The following is an 18,068-nucleotide window of genomic DNA, read 5'->3' as shown; positions in this document are numbered from 1 at the left end:
CGACAAGTATTCGAACGTACGTTCCCGTCTAATCAACCCCGCCTTAGATCACAGACTCGATGAGCGCTCGCCTAATCCGCCAGAAAATAGGTAGTCGAATCGTCCTCGTGCCGAGGTAGCGTCAGCTTCGGAATCACATCGGTTGCAGGCGCAACGACTCGGTGCTGACCGAACCCAGGAAGGAGACGCCATGACCGTGCGACCGTCCGGCGATGCAACTGCCGCCGACTGGCTCGTCCACGCCGATCGTGATTGGTGGGACCTCGTCACCAGAGGTCCACTGGGGTTCGAGAGCTACGCGCGCCTCCGATTCATTCCGGATCCGACGCACACGGATCAGAGTGAAGGCGAGGCCGACGTTCCATATGACGAGCGTTCGGAGACAGACCAATTGGCGATAGTCGTCGCGACGCTGGCTCAACACACAACGACCCCGCAGGACTGTTACTTCTGCGTGTGGGAGGGATGGGGAGGCTTCGAGGCTCGAGGTGCCGCGCGCGTCAAGCTGCCGGAACGCGAAGCATTCCTGTTTCGAGGACCTGCCCTGGACCTGCTGAACTGGGAGCAGGCGCTCGATCCCCCAGGTCTCGAGGGATTGCCGATTCCGTCTTTCGTCTGGCCCGCCGACCGAGCCTGGTGCATCGCCAACGACATCGACCCCCACTTCGCCACCGTCGGTGCCAGTTCAGCGGCGATCGAGGACGTTCTCGCCGACCGCCGAGTCGACACGGTCATCGACGACCCTGCCAGCCCACAACCCTGGTACAGCCATTGAGTACCCGCAGCGCAGAATGGTCGAACGGCGATCTGCAACAAAACGTCTCGGAAGCAGGCTGGGTTGACGACAACCTGAAGGTCGTCCCCGAAACCACGGTGGGCTCGCTCGTTCCCATCGTGTTCGACGCCTATGCCCGCATCCAATATCCCACTGCCGGCACCACGTCGGCTCGTTCGAAGTCTGCGAAATCCGTTGCAGGCGTGGTCGATCTACTCGCTCGAAGCACGAACACACCGGACGAATGCTGGTTCGCCATCTGGGAAGGAAACACCGCACTCGACGACATCCGCGAATCGGCACCGACCGCGGACATCGCCGGCTACAACTATTTCCTGCTGCGGGGGTCGGTCTCACGAGCCGCAGACACATTGAACGGACTATCGCCGAATCTGTGGTGGCCCACCGACCATGCATGGTGCGTGGCTCAGCATTTCGACTTCCCTTGTGCATATCTCGGCGGCAGCACGAAAACCGTGGCGGACCTGCTCGCGCTCAGTGAGGTCGAATCACGCCCGGTACGCATCGACCAGATCGTCACCGCGAACTACGAGCGACACAATGACTGAGCTCAGCCGTCAGACGCAACAGTCTCGACGACTGATGCCCTCCAACGGATACCGAATTCGTCGGGCACCACAAGTTCTCGCCGAAATTCCACGGCACCGCTGTACGTCACACTGAACGCGCCAGGATGTCGCGTCGCGATCAATTCCCGGCGTTGCACCAGAAGGCCTGCCCGCTCGAGCACACGGACACTACCCTGCGGTTTGGCGCGAAAGTCCAACCACAGGTATCTGTCCCACACCAGGCAGCCGTTCAGAACCACATCACCGACCAGGCCACCGTCGCCCATCATCGTGGTGAAACCGTTCCCGAGGTGCGCTACCCACTCCGTTCGGCCGTCGGTGGTGGCAGCCTCGACGCGAGCCGGCACCTCGGAACACACCTCGGCGGGGAGGTCCATCCGGTCGGGTGACGCCCAGAAGGTCGTCGGCGCACACTCCGCACCTACGCCGGGTTCGTCAGGCCACGGTTCCATGTCCTCGAGCATCCACAGTGTCGACATATCAAGCGAAGTCGATCAGAATTGCGCTCTCGGAGCACCCATTCCCGGGTCGATCTGGAACGGTCCACTGGCCGACGGCGCTATCGGGAAATCGAAGATCGCAGTGGGGATGTAGACCGTGGCACAGGAGTTCGGGATGTCCACGACTCCGGACAGGCGTCCTTCGATCGGGGCCGACCCCAAGAGCAGGTAAGCCTGCTCGGGGCTGTAGCCGAACTTGGTCAGGTAGTCGATCGCGTGCATGCATGCGTTCTGGTAGGACAGGTCCGAGTCCAGATACTTCTGCTCACCGTCGGCAGTCACCGAAATACCCGAAAAGGCAATCCATTCCGAGTACTGCGGTGCGGTATTGCCGGGCATGAAGATCGCATTCTCGCTCACCCCGTACGTTTCCATGCCGCCCTTGATCAGGTCGACGTGGAGGTCCATGAATCCACCCATTTCGATGGCACCGCAGAACGTGATCTCCCCGTCACCCTGGGAAAAGTGCAAGTCTCCGAACGACAACTTCGCCCCCGGCACGAACACCGGATAGAACACACGCGTGCCCTTGGTGAGGTTCTTGATGTCCTGATTGCCGCCATTCTCCCGCGGCGGTGCCGTGCGTGCAGCTTCGCCCGCGACACGGGAGAATTCGTCGCCCTCCAGAGATCCGAGGATCGCACCGTCCAGCTCGGGTGCAAGAGCCAGTGGCGGAACGCTATTGGGATCCGTGGCGATCAGCGCGCCTTCTCGTGCGTTCCACTTGGACAGCAGAGCAGCCGACGGCGCGGTGCCCATCAGCCCCGGGTGGGTGATCCCGGTGTACTTCACGTGCGGCACGTGACGAGAAGTGGTGGTTTGCCCGGAGAAATCCCAGATGGCCTTGTACGCGTCGGGGAATCGATCGGTGAGGAACCCGCCGCCGTTCTGTTTGGCGAAGATGCCCGTGTAGCCCCAGCCCTGTCCGGCCAGAGGGCCCGAATCTTCCTGTGGGATGGGACCGACGTCGAGGATGTCGACGATCAGCAGATCACCGGGCTCGGCTCCTTCGATGTGGAACGGTCCGGACAGGGTGTGCACGTTGTTGAGCGGCGCATTCAGAATGTCCTCGGCCGAGTCGTCGTTACGGATGGCCCCGTCGAACCATTCGCGACAATGCGCCCGAAAGGACGTGCCTGGTTTGACCGTCACCGCCGCAGGGATATCAGGATGCCATCGGTTGTGGCCGACGATCTCCTGTTCGGTGAAACTCTTCGTCGAGTCGAGCGGAAACAGTAGTTCGGGCACTGAGCACCTCCGGTTGGGCGAATTCCCCGTCACCGATCATTGCACCGTCCTCGCGTATACGGGCCGGATCTGCGATGTAAATCTTGTATGACGTTGTGCCGGAACGTGGCTGATGACTGGCTGGGACTAGTCTCGGAAGCGTGCCTACTTACAGCTTCCGCTGCGCACAGCGTTGCGAGCCCGTCGAGCAGCGGTTTTCCATGGCCGACGTTCCCGGCGAGGTGTCGTGCCCGGAATGCGGGAGGCCCGCTGTACGACAGATCTCTTCTCCTGCCCTCGGCAGAGGAAACAGCGCCGCGATGAAGGCACACGACGCCTCCCGAGCGACTGCCGACACACCGACGGTGGTCTCTTCCATCCCAACGCAGGGTCGGGCCTCGAGCCCCACCACATCGAACCCACTCCACCGTCGCCTGCCCCGCCCCTGACAGTCGCGTTTCTCTTTTGTCCCGCCGGGGAAGTCCGACGGCATGCCCGAGCTACCCTCTCCCCCGTCCATTGCCGACGGCGCCGCCACCGATGATGTTGTCGCGTGGGTCGCCGAGCATCTGGGCGACCTGACGCGCGAGGGGCCGGGCGGCATCACCCCAGGCGGCATTCGCGGCGGGCAGTCGGCTGCCGACATGGCCCTGGCCGGGCTGGACATCACCGGTTACGCCCGCGACAGGAGCACCGTTCTCCCGGTGAATCGCCGCGGCGCAAGCCGCATGTCGCCCTACATTCGCCACGGATTGCTGACGCTACGAGAAGTCTGGGACGCGGTCTCCGACGCTCCCGCACGCGACCGTTCCCGATATCGCGACGAGCTGATGTGGCAGGAATACGCCCGACATCTCTACGCCCGAGTCGGCTCGGATCTCGGTCGCTCGCTGCGACGTGAACAACCACGACCACAGAACTGGACGACGCAGCCCTGGGCCGAGGACATGAACTGCATGTCTACCGTGACGAGCGAATTGCACGACGACGGTTGGCTGGTCAACCAGACTCGGATGTGGCTCGCCTCCCAGTGGGCGGTGCGTGCCGGCGCTACGTGGCGCGACGGCGAGGACGAGATGTTTGCGCACCTGCTCGACGGCTCCCGCGCCGCCAATCGTCTCGGTTGGCAGTGGACCGTCGGCACCGGGAGCGGGAAGGTCTACGGGTTCAGCCGATGGCAGGTGACCAAACGCGCGCCATCCCTGTGCCGAAACTGTGCCTTGAAAGACGCGTGCCCCATCGAGACTTGGCCGGATGACGATCTCGGACCGGCGGTCGACGGTCCGGACCTCAACAAAGGTGCGATTCCCGCCGGACCCGCCGACGTGGAAGGCACTGGTGCAGAACAGGTCTGGTTGACCGCCGAGTCCCTCGGCACGTCGGACCCCGCCCTGGCTGCCGATGCCGATCGGCCCGCAGTCTTCGTGTTCGACGAACCACTCCTGCGAAAATTGGCACTCTCCGGCAAGCGGTTGGTCTTTCTCGCCGAGGCGCTTGGCGAGATCGCGTCGACCCGCCCCTTGGAAGTGCGCCGAGGTCGAGTGGCCGATGAGCTCTCCGGTCGGTCGATGGCCGCCACGTGGGCACCCGTGCCCGGCTTTTCCCGCATCGCCGACGCCATCGCCCCGGTCGAGTTGCATCCGTGGCCTTGGCTGACGCGTCCCACGACGTCCTCGGTCCGTTCGTTCAGTGCGTGGCGGCGCAGTCACTGAAGTACTACCGAGCTCGCACCTCTACCTGTCCTTCCTCCGTGGCGGCGGACACCGACTTCGGTGATCGCGGGTCGTTGATCACGTCGACCATCACTTCGCCCTTCTCGGATGCGGCGTCGACGGCGTAGGACTCGGCCGGTGGAAGACCGATCGTGATGTCTCCGATCACGTTGCGCGCCTTCATCGATTCCGGCGCAGTTCGCGACTCGACGGAGATCTCGCCGAAGGTCGTGTTCACGTCGACCGCCGTCGCCGTAGCATCGCTGATCTCCACGTCTCCGAAACGCGTGTCGACGCGCAGAATGCCTGCCGACCCACGAGCGAACACCGACCCGGACGCTGTCGACACGGTCACGTTCGCGTCGACATCGGACAGGACCACATCTCCGTTCGCGCCGTCTACCGTGAGGGTCAGATCGGCCGGTATCTGCACTTCGACGTCGGCGTCGCACGATCCGTATGTGTCGTACGTGCATTCCACCGCCAGGGTCGATCCGTCTGCGCCGATATCGACTGTGGGACTGTCTCCTCGGTAGATACCGTGAGCTCGAACATGCAGAGAATCATCGGGACTGGGTACGAATGTCAGGTGGGCGAATCCGGTGGTCACGGCCAATTGCGGGCCGTCGATCACGTGGTCCACCGAATAGTCGTAGTTCTGCGTCTTGGGAACGGAGAAGCCGAGGGCGATCGCAGCAGTCGTACCGGCTCCGGCCGCACCGAGCACAACCACCGCCGTGGTGACCGCCAAAGAGTAGCGCAACAATGTAATTCGGTTCATCGAATAGCTCCCAGGTATCGTAGGACGGCCATGACTCGGCGGTGATCAGCACTGTCGCCGAGCAGACCGAGTTTGGCGAAGATGTTTCCGATGTGCTTCTCGACGGCCGCTTGGCCGACGACGAGAGCGGCTGCGATGCCGGCGTTGGACTTGCCTTCGGCCATGGCCGTCAACACTTCTCGCTCTCGCGGTGTCAGAGAATCCAGTGGATCCGATCGTGGTGCACGCGCCAAAATCTGTTGGACCACTTCGGGATCGATGACTGTTCCACCGTCGGCGACCGTCTTCACCGCGTCGGAAAACTCATCCACATCGGCAACCCGATCTTTCAGCAGATATCCGACGCCGTCCGTGCTCTGCCGGATCAGTTCGGCCGCATACCTTTCCTCCACGTACTGCGAGAGCACCAGTACTCCGACAGCGGGCCAGCGCTCGCGAATGACGAGTGCCGCTCGCAGGCCTTCGTCGAGAAAGGTCGGAGGCATCCGAACATCGATGACACAGACGTCGGGCAAGGGTTCGGTAGCCGACATCAGCGTAAGGAGCTGCGCCGCATCGCCTACTTTGCCGATCACGTCTGCTCCGGTGTCGACCAACAGTCGCGCAACTCCCTCGCGTAGCAGTACCGAGTCGTCCGCAATGATCACTCGCACGGGATGGTCACCTCCACTCGTGTGGGCCCACCGGACGGCGAGGTCAGCGTCAGGGTTCCGTCGATTCCGCTGAGCCTGTCCGCCAGTCCGGCCAGCCCGCCTCCGGGTTCGAGATGTGCACCGCCACAACCGTCGTCGAGGACTGTTACTACGATCGACGAGTCTCCGCGCACCACGTTCACCCGCACGGTGCTCGCGCCGGCGTGCTTGCCGACGTTCGTCAGGGCCTCGGATACCACGAAGTACACAGTCGATTCGGCGGTGGCATTGAGACGTCGTTCGCCGGTGAGAGCCGGGTCGATCTCGATGGTCACCGGAACCGTGGACAACGCCGCGACCGACGACAGTGCCGCGTCGAGCCCACGGTCGGTCAGGATCGGGGGATGCAGTCCGCGCGTCAAGGTCCGTATCTCCCCGATCGCGTTCTTCGCCTCCCGATGCGCATCGTCGAGCAGGCCCTTCAACACCACGTCATCGGTAGCTGCCACACGAGACTTGGCCTGGCCCAGTGACATTGCCACCGACACCAAGCGCTGCTGCGCTCCGTCGTGCAGGTTTCGTTCGATGCGTCGCCGCTCGGCATCGGCCGCATCGACGACGCGAGCGCGGCTCACCGTCAACTCGTCCACCCGCTTGCTCGACTCGGATTGACCGAGAAGCGCTGCGGCGCTCCACCAATCGAGCTTGGCAAGCAGAGTCGTCAAAGGAGGAACACCAGCCACGAACACCGACAGAGCTGCTACACCTACCAACGCAACCAGCGGGAAATCCACCCGTTCGGCGATCTCCAGTCCGGTGCCCTCCGGGTCGGTCACCAGCCACGCGACCGGGGCCGCAGCAAGAATGGGAAGGGCGAGGAACAACGCCGGCAGCAAGAACAGCAGAGCAGCCGAGATCGGGATGCGAGTGGCCCAGTAGAGAAGCGACTTCCACAACCCGATGTCGCGGACGCACCACACCAGCTTCTGCCAGTTGGTCGGATAGACGATGACTGCAGGCTTCGTGATCTCGAGGCCACTGGTGACGCCGATGCCCGCCCGCGCCGCGATGTCCAACCAGCGCAGGACCACGATCGTGAACACGAAGACGAGCACACCACTGAGAGCGAACGGCAATGCGAACACCGCGAAAGCGACCAGACCGACGATCAGCCAACCGCCGAGGCCGGCAAACGTCGTCGCCAACAGCGAAGCCATGGCCAGCCACCACTGTTGGGAAATCCAGGCTCTGAGCGGATTCAGGGGAATCGGTAAGGGCTGGTTCATGCGGATGAGCCTAAGTGGGGCGTTCACGGTCCGTCTGCACTGTGAACCCACGAGGCGAGGTAGGGCCAGCCCTACCGTGAAGGCCGGCTGACCCCAGCTCAGGCGTCGAACACGCTGGTCTTCTCCCTAACTTGTCGGAGCCCGGTGATATCAAGGAGAGAAGAGAAACGACAGAAAGGAAATGCGCGTGTCCACCAGCTTCGATACCTGCCAAGGAACACTCGTGATCCACGCAGTCGGTGATGCGGAGTGCACGGAGCCCGATTGCGTGGATCTCGAGTATGTTCGCCACTTCCTGGTCCTCGAGTGCGAGGAAATCACCGGCGGCTGCCAGTGCACGGCGCTGGTGGAGCTCGCTCAGGCGTCCTGACGCCGAACCACCGGCTGCTGAAGTTCGGTGACCCAGTTCTCCTGCGGCTGCGGCTCGGACACCAGGTAGTACTCACGGCAGACGCCCGAAAGCTCGTAGCCGTTCGTCTCGATCCACGACATGAACTGCCCCCAGGTTTCGCCGATCGTGACCACCGATCCGTGATGCACGGTCGTCACAGCCAAATCCACCGCTGGTAGCTCCCGAACCTCGTATCCCTCGGCCGATGTGACCGTCGGTCCCACCTCGAATGCGGCGTGCACGGTGATGCCGGTGCCCTCTGCGTCGTCGACGGCCTCGTACATCGCAATCGACGACGGTCCGAAATCGACCCCGTCGCGGGCCAGACACCCTGCCAGCCGGGCGTACATCGGGCCGATGATCGGCCCGATGTTCTCCGGACCGAAACCGGCCGCCTTCTCGGTGACGGCCGCAATGCGAGTGGGGGGCAACGACTTGGTATCCACGGTGATCATCGAACTATCTCCCTCGGTGTAGTGGAGGCGCGCATCGAGTCGGCGGAGACGGGCGGCGTCGAGATCGAGTCGACGGGCGACGTCATCGCGTTTGGCGGCAAGCATCTGGTGCAACCGATCTTCGCTGACCTGCGAATGCACGATCTGCTTCACCTCGTCGAGCCGAAAACCGAGGTCCTTGAACACCAGGATGCGGCCCAGAACCTCGAACTGTTGGCCGTCGTACGAGCGATACCCGGTGAACGGATCCACTCGTGCGGGCGTCAACAACCCGATCTCGTCGTAGTGCCGAAGCATACGAATCGAGACCCGGCCGATGGATGCGAACTCTCCGATACTGAACATGTTCGTTCGAGACTCCCGTCTCACACTGTGTGAGGGTCAAGCGTCGCGCGCAATGCGCTTCACCGCAGCCGATTCGGCGGTCTATGCCCGCCGCGCGACACTGATCCGGTACCTGGCAGTCTGCCCCCGGCGCTCGAGCAGCTCACCGCCCGCCCGTTCGATCGTTGCGATCGACGCTCTGTTGTCCACCTCGCACACTGCCGTGATGTCCGAGAGCCCCAACTCAGCGACAACGTCCAGCATCTCTGCGAGCGCCCGCGTGGCAACTCCTCGGCCACGGTCGGACGGTCTCACCCCATAACCGAGGTGACCCAACCGCTCGATCTCTGCACCGCCCCCATGCCGCACAGCGATCCCGCCGACGACTCGACGACCCTCCACCATCCACCGGTACGTGCACAGCCTGTCGTTCCGAAGCCGATCGACCCAATCCGAAAAACCCTGCTCGGAATCGACATCGTCGTCCGCGGTCAACCCGAAACCGTCCTCGTGAAACCCCGGACCCCACTCGGTGTGCGCATCGCGCCACGCGGCGGCGAGATCGACGGACGGAACGACGAGATCCACCGGCCGACGGTAACACTGACGTCAGGCAATTCCCGTCGGATAGTGCAGCGGCAATCCCGTCTCTCCGACACCGAGTTCGAGTAGTGCCCATTGACGTGGATCGATGGCGAGCAGACCGTGATTGGAGACGATCAACGAGGTTCCGCGGAATGCGACCGACGCGGGAGTCGAGTACGGAATGGAACGGGTCACCCGATCCACCAGGGTCGGCAGCTCGGCCACCATGGACCCGTTGTTCGGGTCGACCACCTGGATCGAATTGATGAACGGATTCGAGATGGGCAAATAGATGCGCCCGCTCGTTCCGATCGCGAGGCCATCGCCCTGCGCGATGACCGCCACCGTTTCCAGAGCGCCCGGCGCACCGCCGGCCGTCACGGGAAGTCGATAGACGACACCACGACCGAACGATTCGGCCCGCGGCACCAAGGACGCCGTGACGACAAAGTTCAGTCGGCCGGCAGCGTCGAACTGCATACCGTTGACGCTGTAGATCGACGCGAAATCTTGATTCTGATACCAGATCTCGGCAGCTCCACCGCCCGCAGGCACCTTCCAGATGGTGGCCTGGTTCAGGTCGCTGACGTACATGGTTCCGTCGGGGGCGAAGGTGGCCCAGTTAGGCCAGGCGGGCCGGTCGATGGGCGACGGTTCGCAGGGCTCACCCGCCGCCCCGGCGCAGGCCGGCAAATTCGCAAATGTCGCGTAGACCGATTGCGTACCGTTCGCCGGATCGATCCTCACTGCCCGTGCACCCGAGTAGTCGAGCGCGTACACCCGGCCGTCCCCGTCGAGAGTGATGCCGTTGACGCCGTGCTCGGCAGGTTCGTGATCCATCAAGGAGTACGTCTCGAGCAGATGGCCGTCCGCATCCCAATGCCACACGTCCGCAGCCGAATACGGTCGATTCGACCCCGACCAGATGCTGCCGTCGGCGGGATCGATTGCCATCCCCTCGGGCTGTCCGGGCAACGGCACGACGGCGATGTCCCTGGTCTGCCCGTACCCGAGGGGCTCCGGCGTGGGAGCAGGCTCGGCCACTGCTTCGGGTACGCCCACGATGCAGATCGCCAGCGCCGAGAGAACGACCGTCCAGGTTCGACGCAGATTCATCGCGGAGTGATGGAACCGAGGAAGGACGTGGTCCAGATTGCCGAATTGGCCGATCCCGCTGCATCCTTGGTGGGAACCAGGCCGTTCAGCGTCACCTGTCCACCGGTGAGGCCGCGATCGAACTGCGGTGGCAACGTGAAGCCGCAGGACTGCTGCACGGTATCTGCTCCGACAGCCAGATCGGTACGACGGCATTGCCCGGTCGAGGTTGCCGTGAGTGCGGGTGTGACGCCGAAACTCGTGATACTCAGCGACGCGCCGAAGTCCGGAGACGACGGGTTCTGATAGCAGATCGACGCGGTAGCGGCGACGTCCGCGGAGGGCTCGGTCGATGCAGCACCGGTGGCCGGATCGACCGAGACGGAATGGATCTCCGTAGTGCGCACTCCACCCGGACACGCAGGGGTAGAACCGGTCGAGACCGAATTCACCTCGCGGCCGACGCTGTACTTCACCGAACCCGTCGGCTGCGGAATACCTGGCACGGGCTCAGCCACTGGAGCCGTACCCTCGCCCAGGGTATACAGAGTCCACAGCGACCCGGTCCGACCGTCCGGCAACCGAAGCGGATTGGCGACCGAGTTGCTGGTCGCGACACCGTCGGTGACCCCGGAGTCGTTGGGCTGCACTCGCAGAACACAATCGACGGCAGCTCGCCCTGGCGAGCCGATCATGAACTCGAGTCCACAAGGCCCGTTCATCGACAACCTGCCCAGACCCGGAGCGGTCAACACGCCCCACTGGTCGAGGAATGCCTGGCCGTCGACGGTCGGGCCATCGCACACGTAGATCGGTCCGACGTTCTGGGCGGTCGGATCGAGCAGGAAACCCGTCGACGGATCGTTGGTGAAGGTGTACATCCGCGCGTCGAGCCGCTCGACCACGGTCAGCGAGCGCGGGGATCCGAAGTAGTCGTTGCACGCGGCATTGTCTGCTGCTGCGGGTCGTTGGCCGCTGTCGACGGTGCGAAATACGCTGAAAGTACCGGGGCCGTCCTCGATCGAGCCGAGGATCGTGGCCGGCGCTGGGCCGGGCGACGCGTTAGCCGACATCGTCGGACAGAGGGCCACCATTGTCGCCGCCACTACAGCGACCTGTACACCACGACTCTTCATGTCTTATCCCCCGAAAATTCGGACCAGGCCATTCGCCAGGTCTACTGCACCCCAGCGGTCACCGTAGTGCAACAGGCGTTGAGAAACCAGGCTCGGCATTGAATCATCGACCTTTCCCGAGACCCCCTCCCGTACGCGCCCTGGTAACCGGCTGCACGTAGGTAATCAACTTTTGAATGACCCTGTGAATACAACGTCGCAGCGGTTATTGTTCGTTTCGATACTCCTCCTCCGAACCCACAAGGACTCGCCATGAAGAGACGTCTCATCGCCTATTCCATTGCAGCACTGGCTATCTCCGCTACCGCGGTGGCCCTTCCCACCGGGGTGGCATCGGCCGCACCATGTTCGGACGTCGACGTCTCGTTCGCCCGCGGCACCGGAGAACTCCCCGGCCTCGGCATCACCGGGACTCCCTTCGTCAACAGCGTCAAAGCGCAACTCTCGGACCGTTCCGTCAGCACGTACGCCGTCAACTACGCCGCGGACTTCACCCAGGCCAGCGCGGGACCCGGATCTCGCGACCTCGTCGCGCACCTCAACTCCGTTGCTGCGTCCTGCCCGTCGACGAAATTCGTAATCGGCGGCTACTCACAAGGGGCCACCGTGGTGACCAATGCCGTCGGTCTGCGCACCCCGAGCAGCTTCACCGGTGCTGTCATTCCCGCCGCCCTGGCCTCCCGGGTCGAGGCCGTTGTGGTGTTCGGTAACCCACTCGGGCTGACCGGCAGGAAGATCGAAACAGCAAGCAGTACATACGGTTCACGCGCCAACAGCTTCTGCAACTTCGGCGACCCGGTGTGCCAGATCGGTGGCTTCAACGGCTTCGCCCACCTGACATACGGGACCAACGGTTCGACGACGCAGGGTGCCTCGTTCGCAGCAGCTCAGGTACGCAGCTGATTCGACTCACCGAAATCGGTGCGCGGACCCCGATGGTTCTGCGGTGAGAAAAGTCGGTTCCGGTAGCCCGGATCGCCCTGCGCTCGTGTAGATTTCCTGCGCGATTGCATCGACCTGCGCTGCCGGAACCAACGCAATCGCCGAGCCGCCGAAACCTCCACCCGTCATCCGTGCCCCGAACGCCCCGGCTCGCAGCGCAGCATCGACGGCGCTGTCCAGCTCGCGGGAACTAACCTCGTAGTCGTCTCGCAACGACAGATGCGACGCCGTCATCAACTCGCCGAGCTCAGCGCCTGCGGAACCGCGGTCGAGTAGCTCTGCCGCCTGCTCCACCCGACCGATCTCAGTGATGACGTGGCGAACTCGCGAGATCAGAATGTCGTCGTGCAGGCGCGAGAGGGTGTGCCCGAGATCCAGACCGCGCAGCGTCGTAACGCCCAATTCGGCGTACGCCGTGTCGAGCGCCTTTCGACGCGCTCCGTATTGGCCGTCCACCAGCCGATGCGGGGCGTTGGTGTCGATCACCAGCAGCCTGGCTCCCGACGCATCGAGGTCGAGCGGGATCTGACGCGTCGACCCGTCGAGGCAATCGAGCAACAGCGCATGTCCCGCCTCCGCCGACATTGCAATGTTCTGATCCATGCCGCCCGTCGACGCACCGGCGATCTCGTTCTCGGCTCGAATACTGGCGTCTATCAATACTTCACGATCGACCCGAAGGCCGAACAGATCGCTCGATGCCAGGGCGAACGAGCACTCGAGGGCTGCAGAGCTCGACAGGCCCGAGCCCACCGGTACCGAGGAGTGCACGGCCACATCGACTCCGCCGATCCCGTGCTCCTGCAGCGCCCACGCGACGCCCGCCACGTACGCCGACCAGCCTGCGGGTGCACCCGGGCCGATCTCGGCGAGTTCACCCGTCCACGTCTCGTCGGTGTGTGTGGACACTGCGTGCATCATCGCGTCGTCGCGACGACGTACAGCGACCGCCGTGGCGTACGGCAAAGCGAACGGCAGTACGAGACCGCCTGCGTAGTCGATGTGTTCACCGATCAGGTTGACTCGACCAGGAGCGATCCACACGCCGTCCGGTTCACCGTCGAACGTGCTGCGAAACAGCGCTGCGGCGCCGTCGGCGAGGTCTTCCTCGGCGACGACGTCGAGCCACTTCATCGGAGAACCTCGCGCAGTCGATCGGCGATTCGCTCCGGCGTGGTGTCGTTGACCCACGCACCCATCGCAGATTCGGATCCGGCCAAGAACTTCATTCGCCCCGGCGATCGCATCATCGAAAACAGTTGCAGGTGCAGCCTTCCCAGCTCGCGTCCCGCTCCAACGGGTGCCTGGTGCCACGCCGAGATGTACGGCACCTCGTCGACGCCGTCGAAAAACGCATCGACTGCGCGCAGCAGCTGTCGGTAGACCACGGCAAGTTCGTCGCGCTCGGCATCGTTCAACTCGGCGAGGTCCGCCACATCGCGGCGCGGGGCCAGGTGTACCTCGACCGGCCACCGCGAAGCCGCCGGAACGTAAGCAATCCAGTGCTCGGCGTCGACGACGATCCGTCGACCCGACCGCAGTTCGGCAGTGAGCACGTCGGCCAGGAGCACTCGTCCCGTGCTCTCGAAGTGCCTGCGAGACTGTCGCATCAGAGCGTCGGTGCGGGGCGGGAGGTAGGGGTAGGCGTAGATCTGACCGTGCGGGTGTGTCAGCGTGACACCGATTTCCTTGCCGCGGTTCTCGAAGCAGAACACCTGCTGCACGCCGGGGATTGCCGAGAGCGCTGCGGTGCGATCGGCCCAGACGTCGATGATGGTGCGCACACGCGGCAACTCCAAGGACACGAAGGACGTATCCGGATCACTGGCGAAGCAGATCACCTCGCAGCGTCCGGTGCCGGGCGCGAGCGGCCACAGTGGCTCACCGTCCACTTCTGCTGGAAGTGTCTGTTGGGCGGCAGTTTCGGACAGGGATGGGAATCGGTTCTCGAACACCACCACGTCGTAGTCCGCCGCCGGAATTTCTGTCGCCGGTCGATCGGGACGACTCGGTGCCAAGGGCGACGCGTCGGCCGGCGGCAAGAACGTCCGGTCCATCCGCTGCGCGGCGATGACGATCCATTCGCCGGTGAGAACGTCGAATCGCATCTGCGACTGCGACATCGACGGCGAGAGAGCCCGGGTATCGACCAGGTCGCGGGTGGCTCCACCCGAGACGTAAGGCTCGGTGTCGTCGTAGTAGATCAGTTCGCGGCCGTCGGCCAGAGTGGTCGAGGTCTTGCGCATAGCGTGGCTCGTATCGTGCATCGTCATCGCCTGTTCGCTTCCTGGGTGGACGGCCGGGATTCGGCTGCGACGACCACGTCGTCGACGATGTCGGGCAGCTCGTCGCGAATACGTTCGGGCACAGCGATATCGGTGACGATCACATCCACCGCCGACAGCCCAACGGTGGTTGCGAGGGCGCGAACACCCCACTTGGTGTGATCGGCGAGGACCACAACGCGACGAGCCGAGGTTACGAACGCCTGATTGGTCTGCGCTTCCAGCAGATTGGGGCACGTCAGACCCGCGTCGATGTCCACGCCATGCGTGCCGAGGAACAGTAGGTCGACGTGAAGCGTCTGCAGCGTGCCGACCGCCACCGGTCCGACGAGTGCGTACGACGGAGTGCGCTGGCCCCCGGTGAGCAACACGGTGCGGTCCGCTCTGCCGTCGGCATGAAGGACGTCGGCGACCGGCAAGGAGTTGGTGACCACGGTGATATCAGGTATTCGGAGCATTTCTCGCGCCAACGCGTGCGTCGTCGTACCGCCGGAAATGCCGATCGTCGTACCCGGGCGGATGTATCGCACGGCAGCTCGGGCAATGGCAGTCTTGGCGTCGCGACCCTGTTCGGACTTCACTGTGAAGCCCGGCTCGAATGCACTCGCGGAACTCGGCGCTGTGATGCCGCCATGCACTCGCTCGACCAGGCCCTGGGCGACCAGTTCGTTCACGTCACGTCGAATGGTCATGTCGGACACCGACAAGGCACTACCCAGCTCGGCCACCGTGACAGCCCCGTCGGACAGCACACGATTCAGGATTCTCTGCTGTCGTTGATGCGCGAGCATCACTGCGTCACCGACTGCTCTCTGCGACTGTACGTGGCTTTCACCTTCACAATATCGACCATGTAGCCACAATTGTCAACAAAAGCAAACAGGGCGCGGTGCTGTGTTCAGAAGTCGTCGTCGCTCTCGGAAGCCGTCGGCGCACGACCGATCCGCTGCAGATGCACACGTCGCGCCAGGCGGATCACGGGACGAATAAGCAGTTCGATACTGCCCAGCAGGAAGAACCACGTACCGATCACCGTCGTACTCTCCTGAAAGAACAGGATGCTGCCGGCGATGAACCAGACCGCGACGAAAATGTCGTTGATGATGCTGACGACTTCCCACCGCTGGCGAATCACCAGTTCCTCGTGTCCGATGGTGAAGGTCAGGTCGTTCATAGCGGCTCCTCGGAGGAATCAGTGGTTCAGGTCGCCTACCCCGATCGAGCTACTCGAACCATTCGACCCGGGACGCCATGGACAGTAGCTTTGCGCGACGCGTCTCGTTCGTCTCGCCTATCCGGGCGATACGCCCGTAGACGTGAGCTCGAAAATCGTTGTGGTTCTGCCGATTCTGCCCTACTGCGCCGGAGTTGATGCAGTTGTGCAGAAGCGCCCTGAGATTGTCGTACTCCTCCCGGGGCACAGCCGGCCAGGAGTTGACGACGAGGCCAGTGAGCTGTTGCCGCTGATGAGCGCGTCGCACCCGGGTCTTGTCGGGGTGAATCGTGAAGCCTTCGTCGTGGGCGATCTGGGAAATCAACCACAGCAGTCTGTCGACATCGATGTCTGCATCACCGGAGAACGCCAGATCGTCGGCGTATCGGGTGTAACGGGCACCCATGGATCGGGCCAGGCCGGCGGCGCGGATATCGATTTGTCGCGCAGCCAGATTCGCCAGGGCCGGTGATGTGGGCGCACCCTGCGGGAGATGTGTAGTGCGCAGCCGCGCCGCGGTCGGACGGTCCATCCCGACCAATTCGCCTGCCGGAGTGACCGTCGTGCACAGCGCGGCAAGGTTCGCCGCGACCTTCCTGGGGTAGCCGACCGCCTCGAAAATGGCGACCACTCGATCGAACCCGATAGACGGAAAGAAGCGCCGAAGATCGACCGAGATCACCACGTCGCGTTCGGAATGCGGCATCGCGAAGGTACGGGGACTGCGGGCCTTCCGAAAACCGTGTACGGCTGGGTGGGCTGGAATCCGATCGAGTATGCGGCGCAATATCTTTCGCTGAATCTCACGCAGGCGTGGTTTCGGTACCTCCAGCAAACGCATGCCTCGGCGCTTGTCGAGTCGTGCAGATCGATAGTGCTGCAGCGGGAACGGTGCCGTGTGCAGCCTGCCCTGAAGGTCGGCAAACCATTCGATTTCGGAGATTGTCAGGTCGAGCGATTGCGCGAGCCGGCCCGTCGTCTCATACCGTGGTACCTCGAATCGCCAGGACTTTCGGTCGACACTCGTCTCGGGCCGCTGCGAGGACGCCGAGGGCTCCGGGATGAACGGGAGATCGCGTAGCAGAACGAAAATGGATGCTTCGTCGAACGGCGGGCTCGGATACAAATTGATGATGCGGTCTGCGAGCCACGACGCTTTTTCCGGCATCAGCCGCTCGAACGCCACCTCGAGCCCCGAACGTGTCCACTCGGCATCGGCGGCCAACCGTGCCAGGGTCGCGGCGGCCCGTGGCGTCAATTCGCGTTCGGTCACAGGCGGCTACCGATGGAGGGCTGCGCTGTGAGATGCAGCGGCACGGGGCGACCGAAATCTTTCGTCCTCGGAGCAGGCAAGCACGCGTAGCGTGCGGAGCTGCTTCGGACGCAGTGATCGATTCTCGTGATGTACCCAGGGGTTGCCCCTGAGACCGGTCCCATGGACCAACTCTCGCCCACGTGCCGCTGCATCCCTCCACCTTGCCAAATCGACACCGATCTGTCAGCGCGTTCCCCGCGGGACCGTCAGGGAAGGATCGAGTCGAGTGCGCCCATCACGATCGTGGTCAACGACAGCCCGCCGGTCCCGAACGCCGCGGCCACGACGATGCCGACCAGAGCATCTTCACGGGACGGCGTCGGCGGTTCGATCGTTCTGTTCATCGCCGTGAACGGCAGCGACCACAACACCTCGACACCTCCACCGAAGACGCGAGTCAACACTCCGAATTCGTTGTCGCCCCGATCCGACGAACCATCGAGCAGCACACAGTCTTCCAAATTCTTCGCACGCAGCGACAGAGTGCGTTCCCCGTACTGAATGCCGACGCGGTAGGACCGTTTGACGAGCCTCGCACGGCCGGGAGTGAGAACGATCTCGCGACCGTCGATGCTCGCCCTCAGGTGTGCGGAAGTGCGCGTCCCGATCGGAACTGTCGCCGATGTGCGAGCTCCTATGCGAGCGATCGTGGCGGTCATCGGTGCGCCCTCGCGATACGAGCCGCAGATTTCGTCGTCCCGATAGATCAGATTCAGTTCCCCGTAAATGCCTGTCTCGACCAGCACGGTGGTGGAATCTCCGACACTGTCCGGGTCAACCTCCACGCTCGTCACCCTGTCATAGGTCTGCTACTCCCCTCTTAC

The 18,068-nt window shown here is 63.5% G+C and carries 21 protein-coding genes; 6 read left to right on the top strand and 15 right to left on the bottom strand.

The annotated features are described in order from the left end of the window. The first annotated feature begins 190 nt into the window (after nucleotides 1–190). Together ACFI9K_RS19390 and ACFI9K_RS19385 are read left to right on the top strand one after the other, a co-directional pair. Nucleotides 191–775: a hypothetical protein gene (locus ACFI9K_RS19390; RefSeq protein ID WP_462665014.1), complete on the top strand. Its 585-nt coding sequence runs from the start codon at nucleotides 191–193 to the stop codon at nucleotides 773–775. Further along, complete coding sequence (locus ACFI9K_RS19385; RefSeq protein ID WP_462665013.1) at nucleotides 772–1,344, top strand: hypothetical protein; 573 nt, start codon at nucleotides 772–774, stop codon at nucleotides 1,342–1,344. Before ACFI9K_RS19390 ends, ACFI9K_RS19385 begins: the two co-directional genes overlap by 4 nt. Before the next feature lie 2 nt (nucleotides 1,345–1,346). Here ACFI9K_RS19385 and ACFI9K_RS19380 read toward each other — a convergent pair whose 3' ends face one another. Then, entirely contained in the window at nucleotides 1,347–1,817 is a 471-nt protein-coding gene (locus tag ACFI9K_RS19380; protein ID WP_462665012.1) for a hypothetical protein, read from the bottom strand. Nucleotides 1,818–1,859: 42 nt separating this feature from the next. After that, nucleotides 1,860–3,113, bottom strand: coding sequence for a formamidase (gene fmdA / locus ACFI9K_RS19375; protein WP_462665011.1), 1,254 nt, complete (start codon nucleotides 3,111–3,113; stop codon nucleotides 1,860–1,862). A 140-nt stretch (nucleotides 3,114–3,253) separates the two neighbouring features. Here fmdA and ACFI9K_RS19370 point away from each other — a divergent pair, with 140 nt between their 5' ends. Both ACFI9K_RS19370 and ACFI9K_RS19365 read left to right on the top strand, forming a co-directional pair. Continuing rightward, entirely contained in the window at nucleotides 3,254–3,541 is a 288-nt protein-coding gene (locus tag ACFI9K_RS19370) for an FmdB family zinc ribbon protein (RefSeq protein WP_462665010.1), read from the top strand. Nucleotides 3,542–3,583: 42 nt separating this feature from the next. Next, nucleotides 3,584–4,804 (top strand): FAD-binding domain-containing protein, encoded by a 1,221-nt coding sequence (locus tag ACFI9K_RS19365; RefSeq protein ID WP_462665009.1) that lies wholly within the window; start codon nucleotides 3,584–3,586, stop codon nucleotides 4,802–4,804. Nucleotides 4,805–4,808: 4 nt separating this feature from the next. Here the strand turns inward: ACFI9K_RS19365 and ACFI9K_RS19360 are convergent, their stop codons facing one another. The 3 genes from ACFI9K_RS19360 to ACFI9K_RS19350 are packed head-to-tail and all read right to left on the bottom strand — an operon-like array spanning nucleotide 4,809 to nucleotide 7,503. Continuing rightward, a complete protein-coding gene (locus ACFI9K_RS19360; protein ID WP_462665008.1) occupies nucleotides 4,809–5,585 on the bottom strand; it encodes a DUF4097 family beta strand repeat-containing protein in 777 nt (258 codons plus the stop codon). Further along, on the bottom strand, nucleotides 5,582–6,238 hold the full coding sequence (locus ACFI9K_RS19355; RefSeq protein ID WP_462665007.1) for a response regulator transcription factor: 657 nt from the start codon (nucleotides 6,236–6,238) through the stop codon (nucleotides 5,582–5,584). Before ACFI9K_RS19355 ends, ACFI9K_RS19360 begins: the two co-directional genes overlap by 4 nt. Next, a complete protein-coding gene (locus tag ACFI9K_RS19350; RefSeq protein WP_462665006.1) occupies nucleotides 6,229–7,503 on the bottom strand; it encodes a sensor histidine kinase in 1,275 nt (424 codons plus the stop codon). The genes ACFI9K_RS19355 and ACFI9K_RS19350 overlap by 10 nt, the downstream gene beginning before the upstream one ends. A gap of 187 nt (nucleotides 7,504–7,690) precedes the next feature. On the opposite strand from ACFI9K_RS19350, the gene ACFI9K_RS19345 reads away from it, so the two are divergent. Next, nucleotides 7,691–7,873 carry a hypothetical protein gene (locus tag ACFI9K_RS19345; protein ID WP_462665005.1) on the top strand — a complete coding sequence of 61 codons (183 nt, stop codon included), beginning with the start codon at nucleotides 7,691–7,693 and terminating at the stop codon, nucleotides 7,871–7,873. On the opposite strand, the gene ACFI9K_RS19340 is transcribed toward ACFI9K_RS19345, so the two are convergent. The 4 genes from ACFI9K_RS19340 to ACFI9K_RS19325 all read right to left on the bottom strand — a co-directional run bounded on the left by ACFI9K_RS19340 (nucleotide 7,861) and on the right by ACFI9K_RS19325 (nucleotide 11,489). Further along, nucleotides 7,861–8,694, bottom strand: a complete 834-nt coding sequence (locus ACFI9K_RS19340; RefSeq protein ID WP_462665004.1) for a MerR family transcriptional regulator — start codon at nucleotides 8,692–8,694, stop codon at nucleotides 7,861–7,863. The genes ACFI9K_RS19345 and ACFI9K_RS19340 overlap by 13 nt on opposite strands. Before the next feature lie 81 nt (nucleotides 8,695–8,775). Next, complete coding sequence (locus ACFI9K_RS19335) at nucleotides 8,776–9,261, bottom strand: GNAT family N-acetyltransferase (protein WP_462665003.1); 486 nt, start codon at nucleotides 9,259–9,261, stop codon at nucleotides 8,776–8,778. A 21-nt stretch (nucleotides 9,262–9,282) separates the two neighbouring features. Further along, a complete protein-coding gene (locus tag ACFI9K_RS19330) occupies nucleotides 9,283–10,374 on the bottom strand; it encodes an SMP-30/gluconolactonase/LRE family protein (RefSeq protein ID WP_462665002.1) in 1,092 nt (363 codons plus the stop codon). Beyond that, a complete protein-coding gene (locus ACFI9K_RS19325; RefSeq protein ID WP_462665001.1) occupies nucleotides 10,371–11,489 on the bottom strand; it encodes a hypothetical protein in 1,119 nt (372 codons plus the stop codon). Before ACFI9K_RS19325 ends, ACFI9K_RS19330 begins: the two co-directional genes overlap by 4 nt. 252 nt (nucleotides 11,490–11,741) lie before the next feature. Here ACFI9K_RS19325 and ACFI9K_RS19320 point away from each other — a divergent pair, with 252 nt between their 5' ends. After that, a complete protein-coding gene (locus tag ACFI9K_RS19320; protein WP_462665000.1) occupies nucleotides 11,742–12,392 on the top strand; it encodes a cutinase family protein in 651 nt (216 codons plus the stop codon). 6 nt (nucleotides 12,393–12,398) lie between these two features. On the opposite strand, the gene galK is transcribed toward ACFI9K_RS19320, so the two are convergent. The 6 genes from galK to ACFI9K_RS19290 all read right to left on the bottom strand — a co-directional run bounded on the left by galK (nucleotide 12,399) and on the right by ACFI9K_RS19290 (nucleotide 18,029). Continuing rightward, on the bottom strand, nucleotides 12,399–13,565 hold the full coding sequence (gene galK / locus ACFI9K_RS19315) for a galactokinase (protein ID WP_462664999.1): 1,167 nt from the start codon (nucleotides 13,563–13,565) through the stop codon (nucleotides 12,399–12,401). Then, the gene (gene galT / locus ACFI9K_RS19310; protein WP_462664998.1) at nucleotides 13,562–14,677 is read right to left on the bottom strand and encodes a galactose-1-phosphate uridylyltransferase; all 1,116 of its coding nucleotides are present in this window, start codon (nucleotides 14,675–14,677) and stop codon (nucleotides 13,562–13,564) included. The genes galK and galT overlap by 4 nt, the downstream gene beginning before the upstream one ends. A gap of 23 nt (nucleotides 14,678–14,700) precedes the next feature. Continuing rightward, on the bottom strand, nucleotides 14,701–15,507 hold the full coding sequence (locus tag ACFI9K_RS19305; protein WP_462664997.1) for a DeoR/GlpR family DNA-binding transcription regulator: 807 nt from the start codon (nucleotides 15,505–15,507) through the stop codon (nucleotides 14,701–14,703). Between the two features lie 107 nt (nucleotides 15,508–15,614). After that, nucleotides 15,615–15,890 carry a YrhK family protein gene (locus ACFI9K_RS19300; RefSeq protein ID WP_462664996.1) on the bottom strand — a complete coding sequence of 92 codons (276 nt, stop codon included), beginning with the start codon at nucleotides 15,888–15,890 and terminating at the stop codon, nucleotides 15,615–15,617. 49 nt (nucleotides 15,891–15,939) lie between these two features. After that, on the bottom strand, nucleotides 15,940–17,202 hold the full coding sequence (locus ACFI9K_RS19295) for a reverse transcriptase family protein (RefSeq protein ID WP_462664995.1): 1,263 nt from the start codon (nucleotides 17,200–17,202) through the stop codon (nucleotides 15,940–15,942). Nucleotides 17,203–17,450: 248 nt separating this feature from the next. Then, the gene (locus ACFI9K_RS19290; protein ID WP_462664994.1) at nucleotides 17,451–18,029 is read right to left on the bottom strand and encodes a hypothetical protein; all 579 of its coding nucleotides are present in this window, start codon (nucleotides 18,027–18,029) and stop codon (nucleotides 17,451–17,453) included. Nucleotides 18,030–18,068: the final 39 nt, after the last annotated feature.

It is taken from the genome of Rhodococcus sp. PSi06 (genome assembly GCF_054960675.1).
This window is presented reverse-complemented; position numbering and strand designations above follow the sequence as displayed.

Excerpts from the sequence above, each read along its gene's own strand:
- ACFI9K_RS19390 (WP_462665014.1), top strand. The coding sequence starts at position 191 with ATGACCGTGCGACCGTCCGGCGATGCAACTGCCGCCGACTGGCTCGTC.
- ACFI9K_RS19380 (WP_462665012.1), bottom strand. The coding sequence starts at position 1,817 with ATGGAACCGTGGCCTGACGAACCCGGCGTAGGTGCGGAGTGTGCGCCG.
- ACFI9K_RS19365 (WP_462665009.1), top strand. The coding sequence starts at position 3,584 with ATGCCCGAGCTACCCTCTCCCCCGTCCATTGCCGACGGCGCCGCCACC.
- ACFI9K_RS19360 (WP_462665008.1), bottom strand. The coding sequence starts at position 5,585 with ATGAACCGAATTACATTGTTGCGCTACTCTTTGGCGGTCACCACGGCG.
- ACFI9K_RS19350 (WP_462665006.1), bottom strand. The coding sequence starts at position 7,503 with ATGAACCAGCCCTTACCGATTCCCCTGAATCCGCTCAGAGCCTGGATT.
- ACFI9K_RS19340 (WP_462665004.1), bottom strand. The coding sequence starts at position 8,694 with ATGTTCAGTATCGGAGAGTTCGCATCCATCGGCCGGGTCTCGATTCGT.
- ACFI9K_RS19330 (WP_462665002.1), bottom strand. The coding sequence starts at position 10,374 with ATGAATCTGCGTCGAACCTGGACGGTCGTTCTCTCGGCGCTGGCGATC.
- ACFI9K_RS19325 (WP_462665001.1), bottom strand. The coding sequence starts at position 11,489 with ATGAAGAGTCGTGGTGTACAGGTCGCTGTAGTGGCGGCGACAATGGTG.
- ACFI9K_RS19320 (WP_462665000.1), top strand. The coding sequence starts at position 11,742 with ATGAAGAGACGTCTCATCGCCTATTCCATTGCAGCACTGGCTATCTCC.
- galK (WP_462664999.1), bottom strand. The coding sequence starts at position 13,565 with ATGAAGTGGCTCGACGTCGTCGCCGAGGAAGACCTCGCCGACGGCGCC.
- galT (WP_462664998.1), bottom strand. The coding sequence starts at position 14,677 with ATGCGCAAGACCTCGACCACTCTGGCCGACGGCCGCGAACTGATCTAC.
- ACFI9K_RS19305 (WP_462664997.1), bottom strand. The coding sequence starts at position 15,507 with ATGCTCGCGCATCAACGACAGCAGAGAATCCTGAATCGTGTGCTGTCC.
- ACFI9K_RS19300 (WP_462664996.1), bottom strand. The coding sequence starts at position 15,890 with ATGAACGACCTGACCTTCACCATCGGACACGAGGAACTGGTGATTCGC.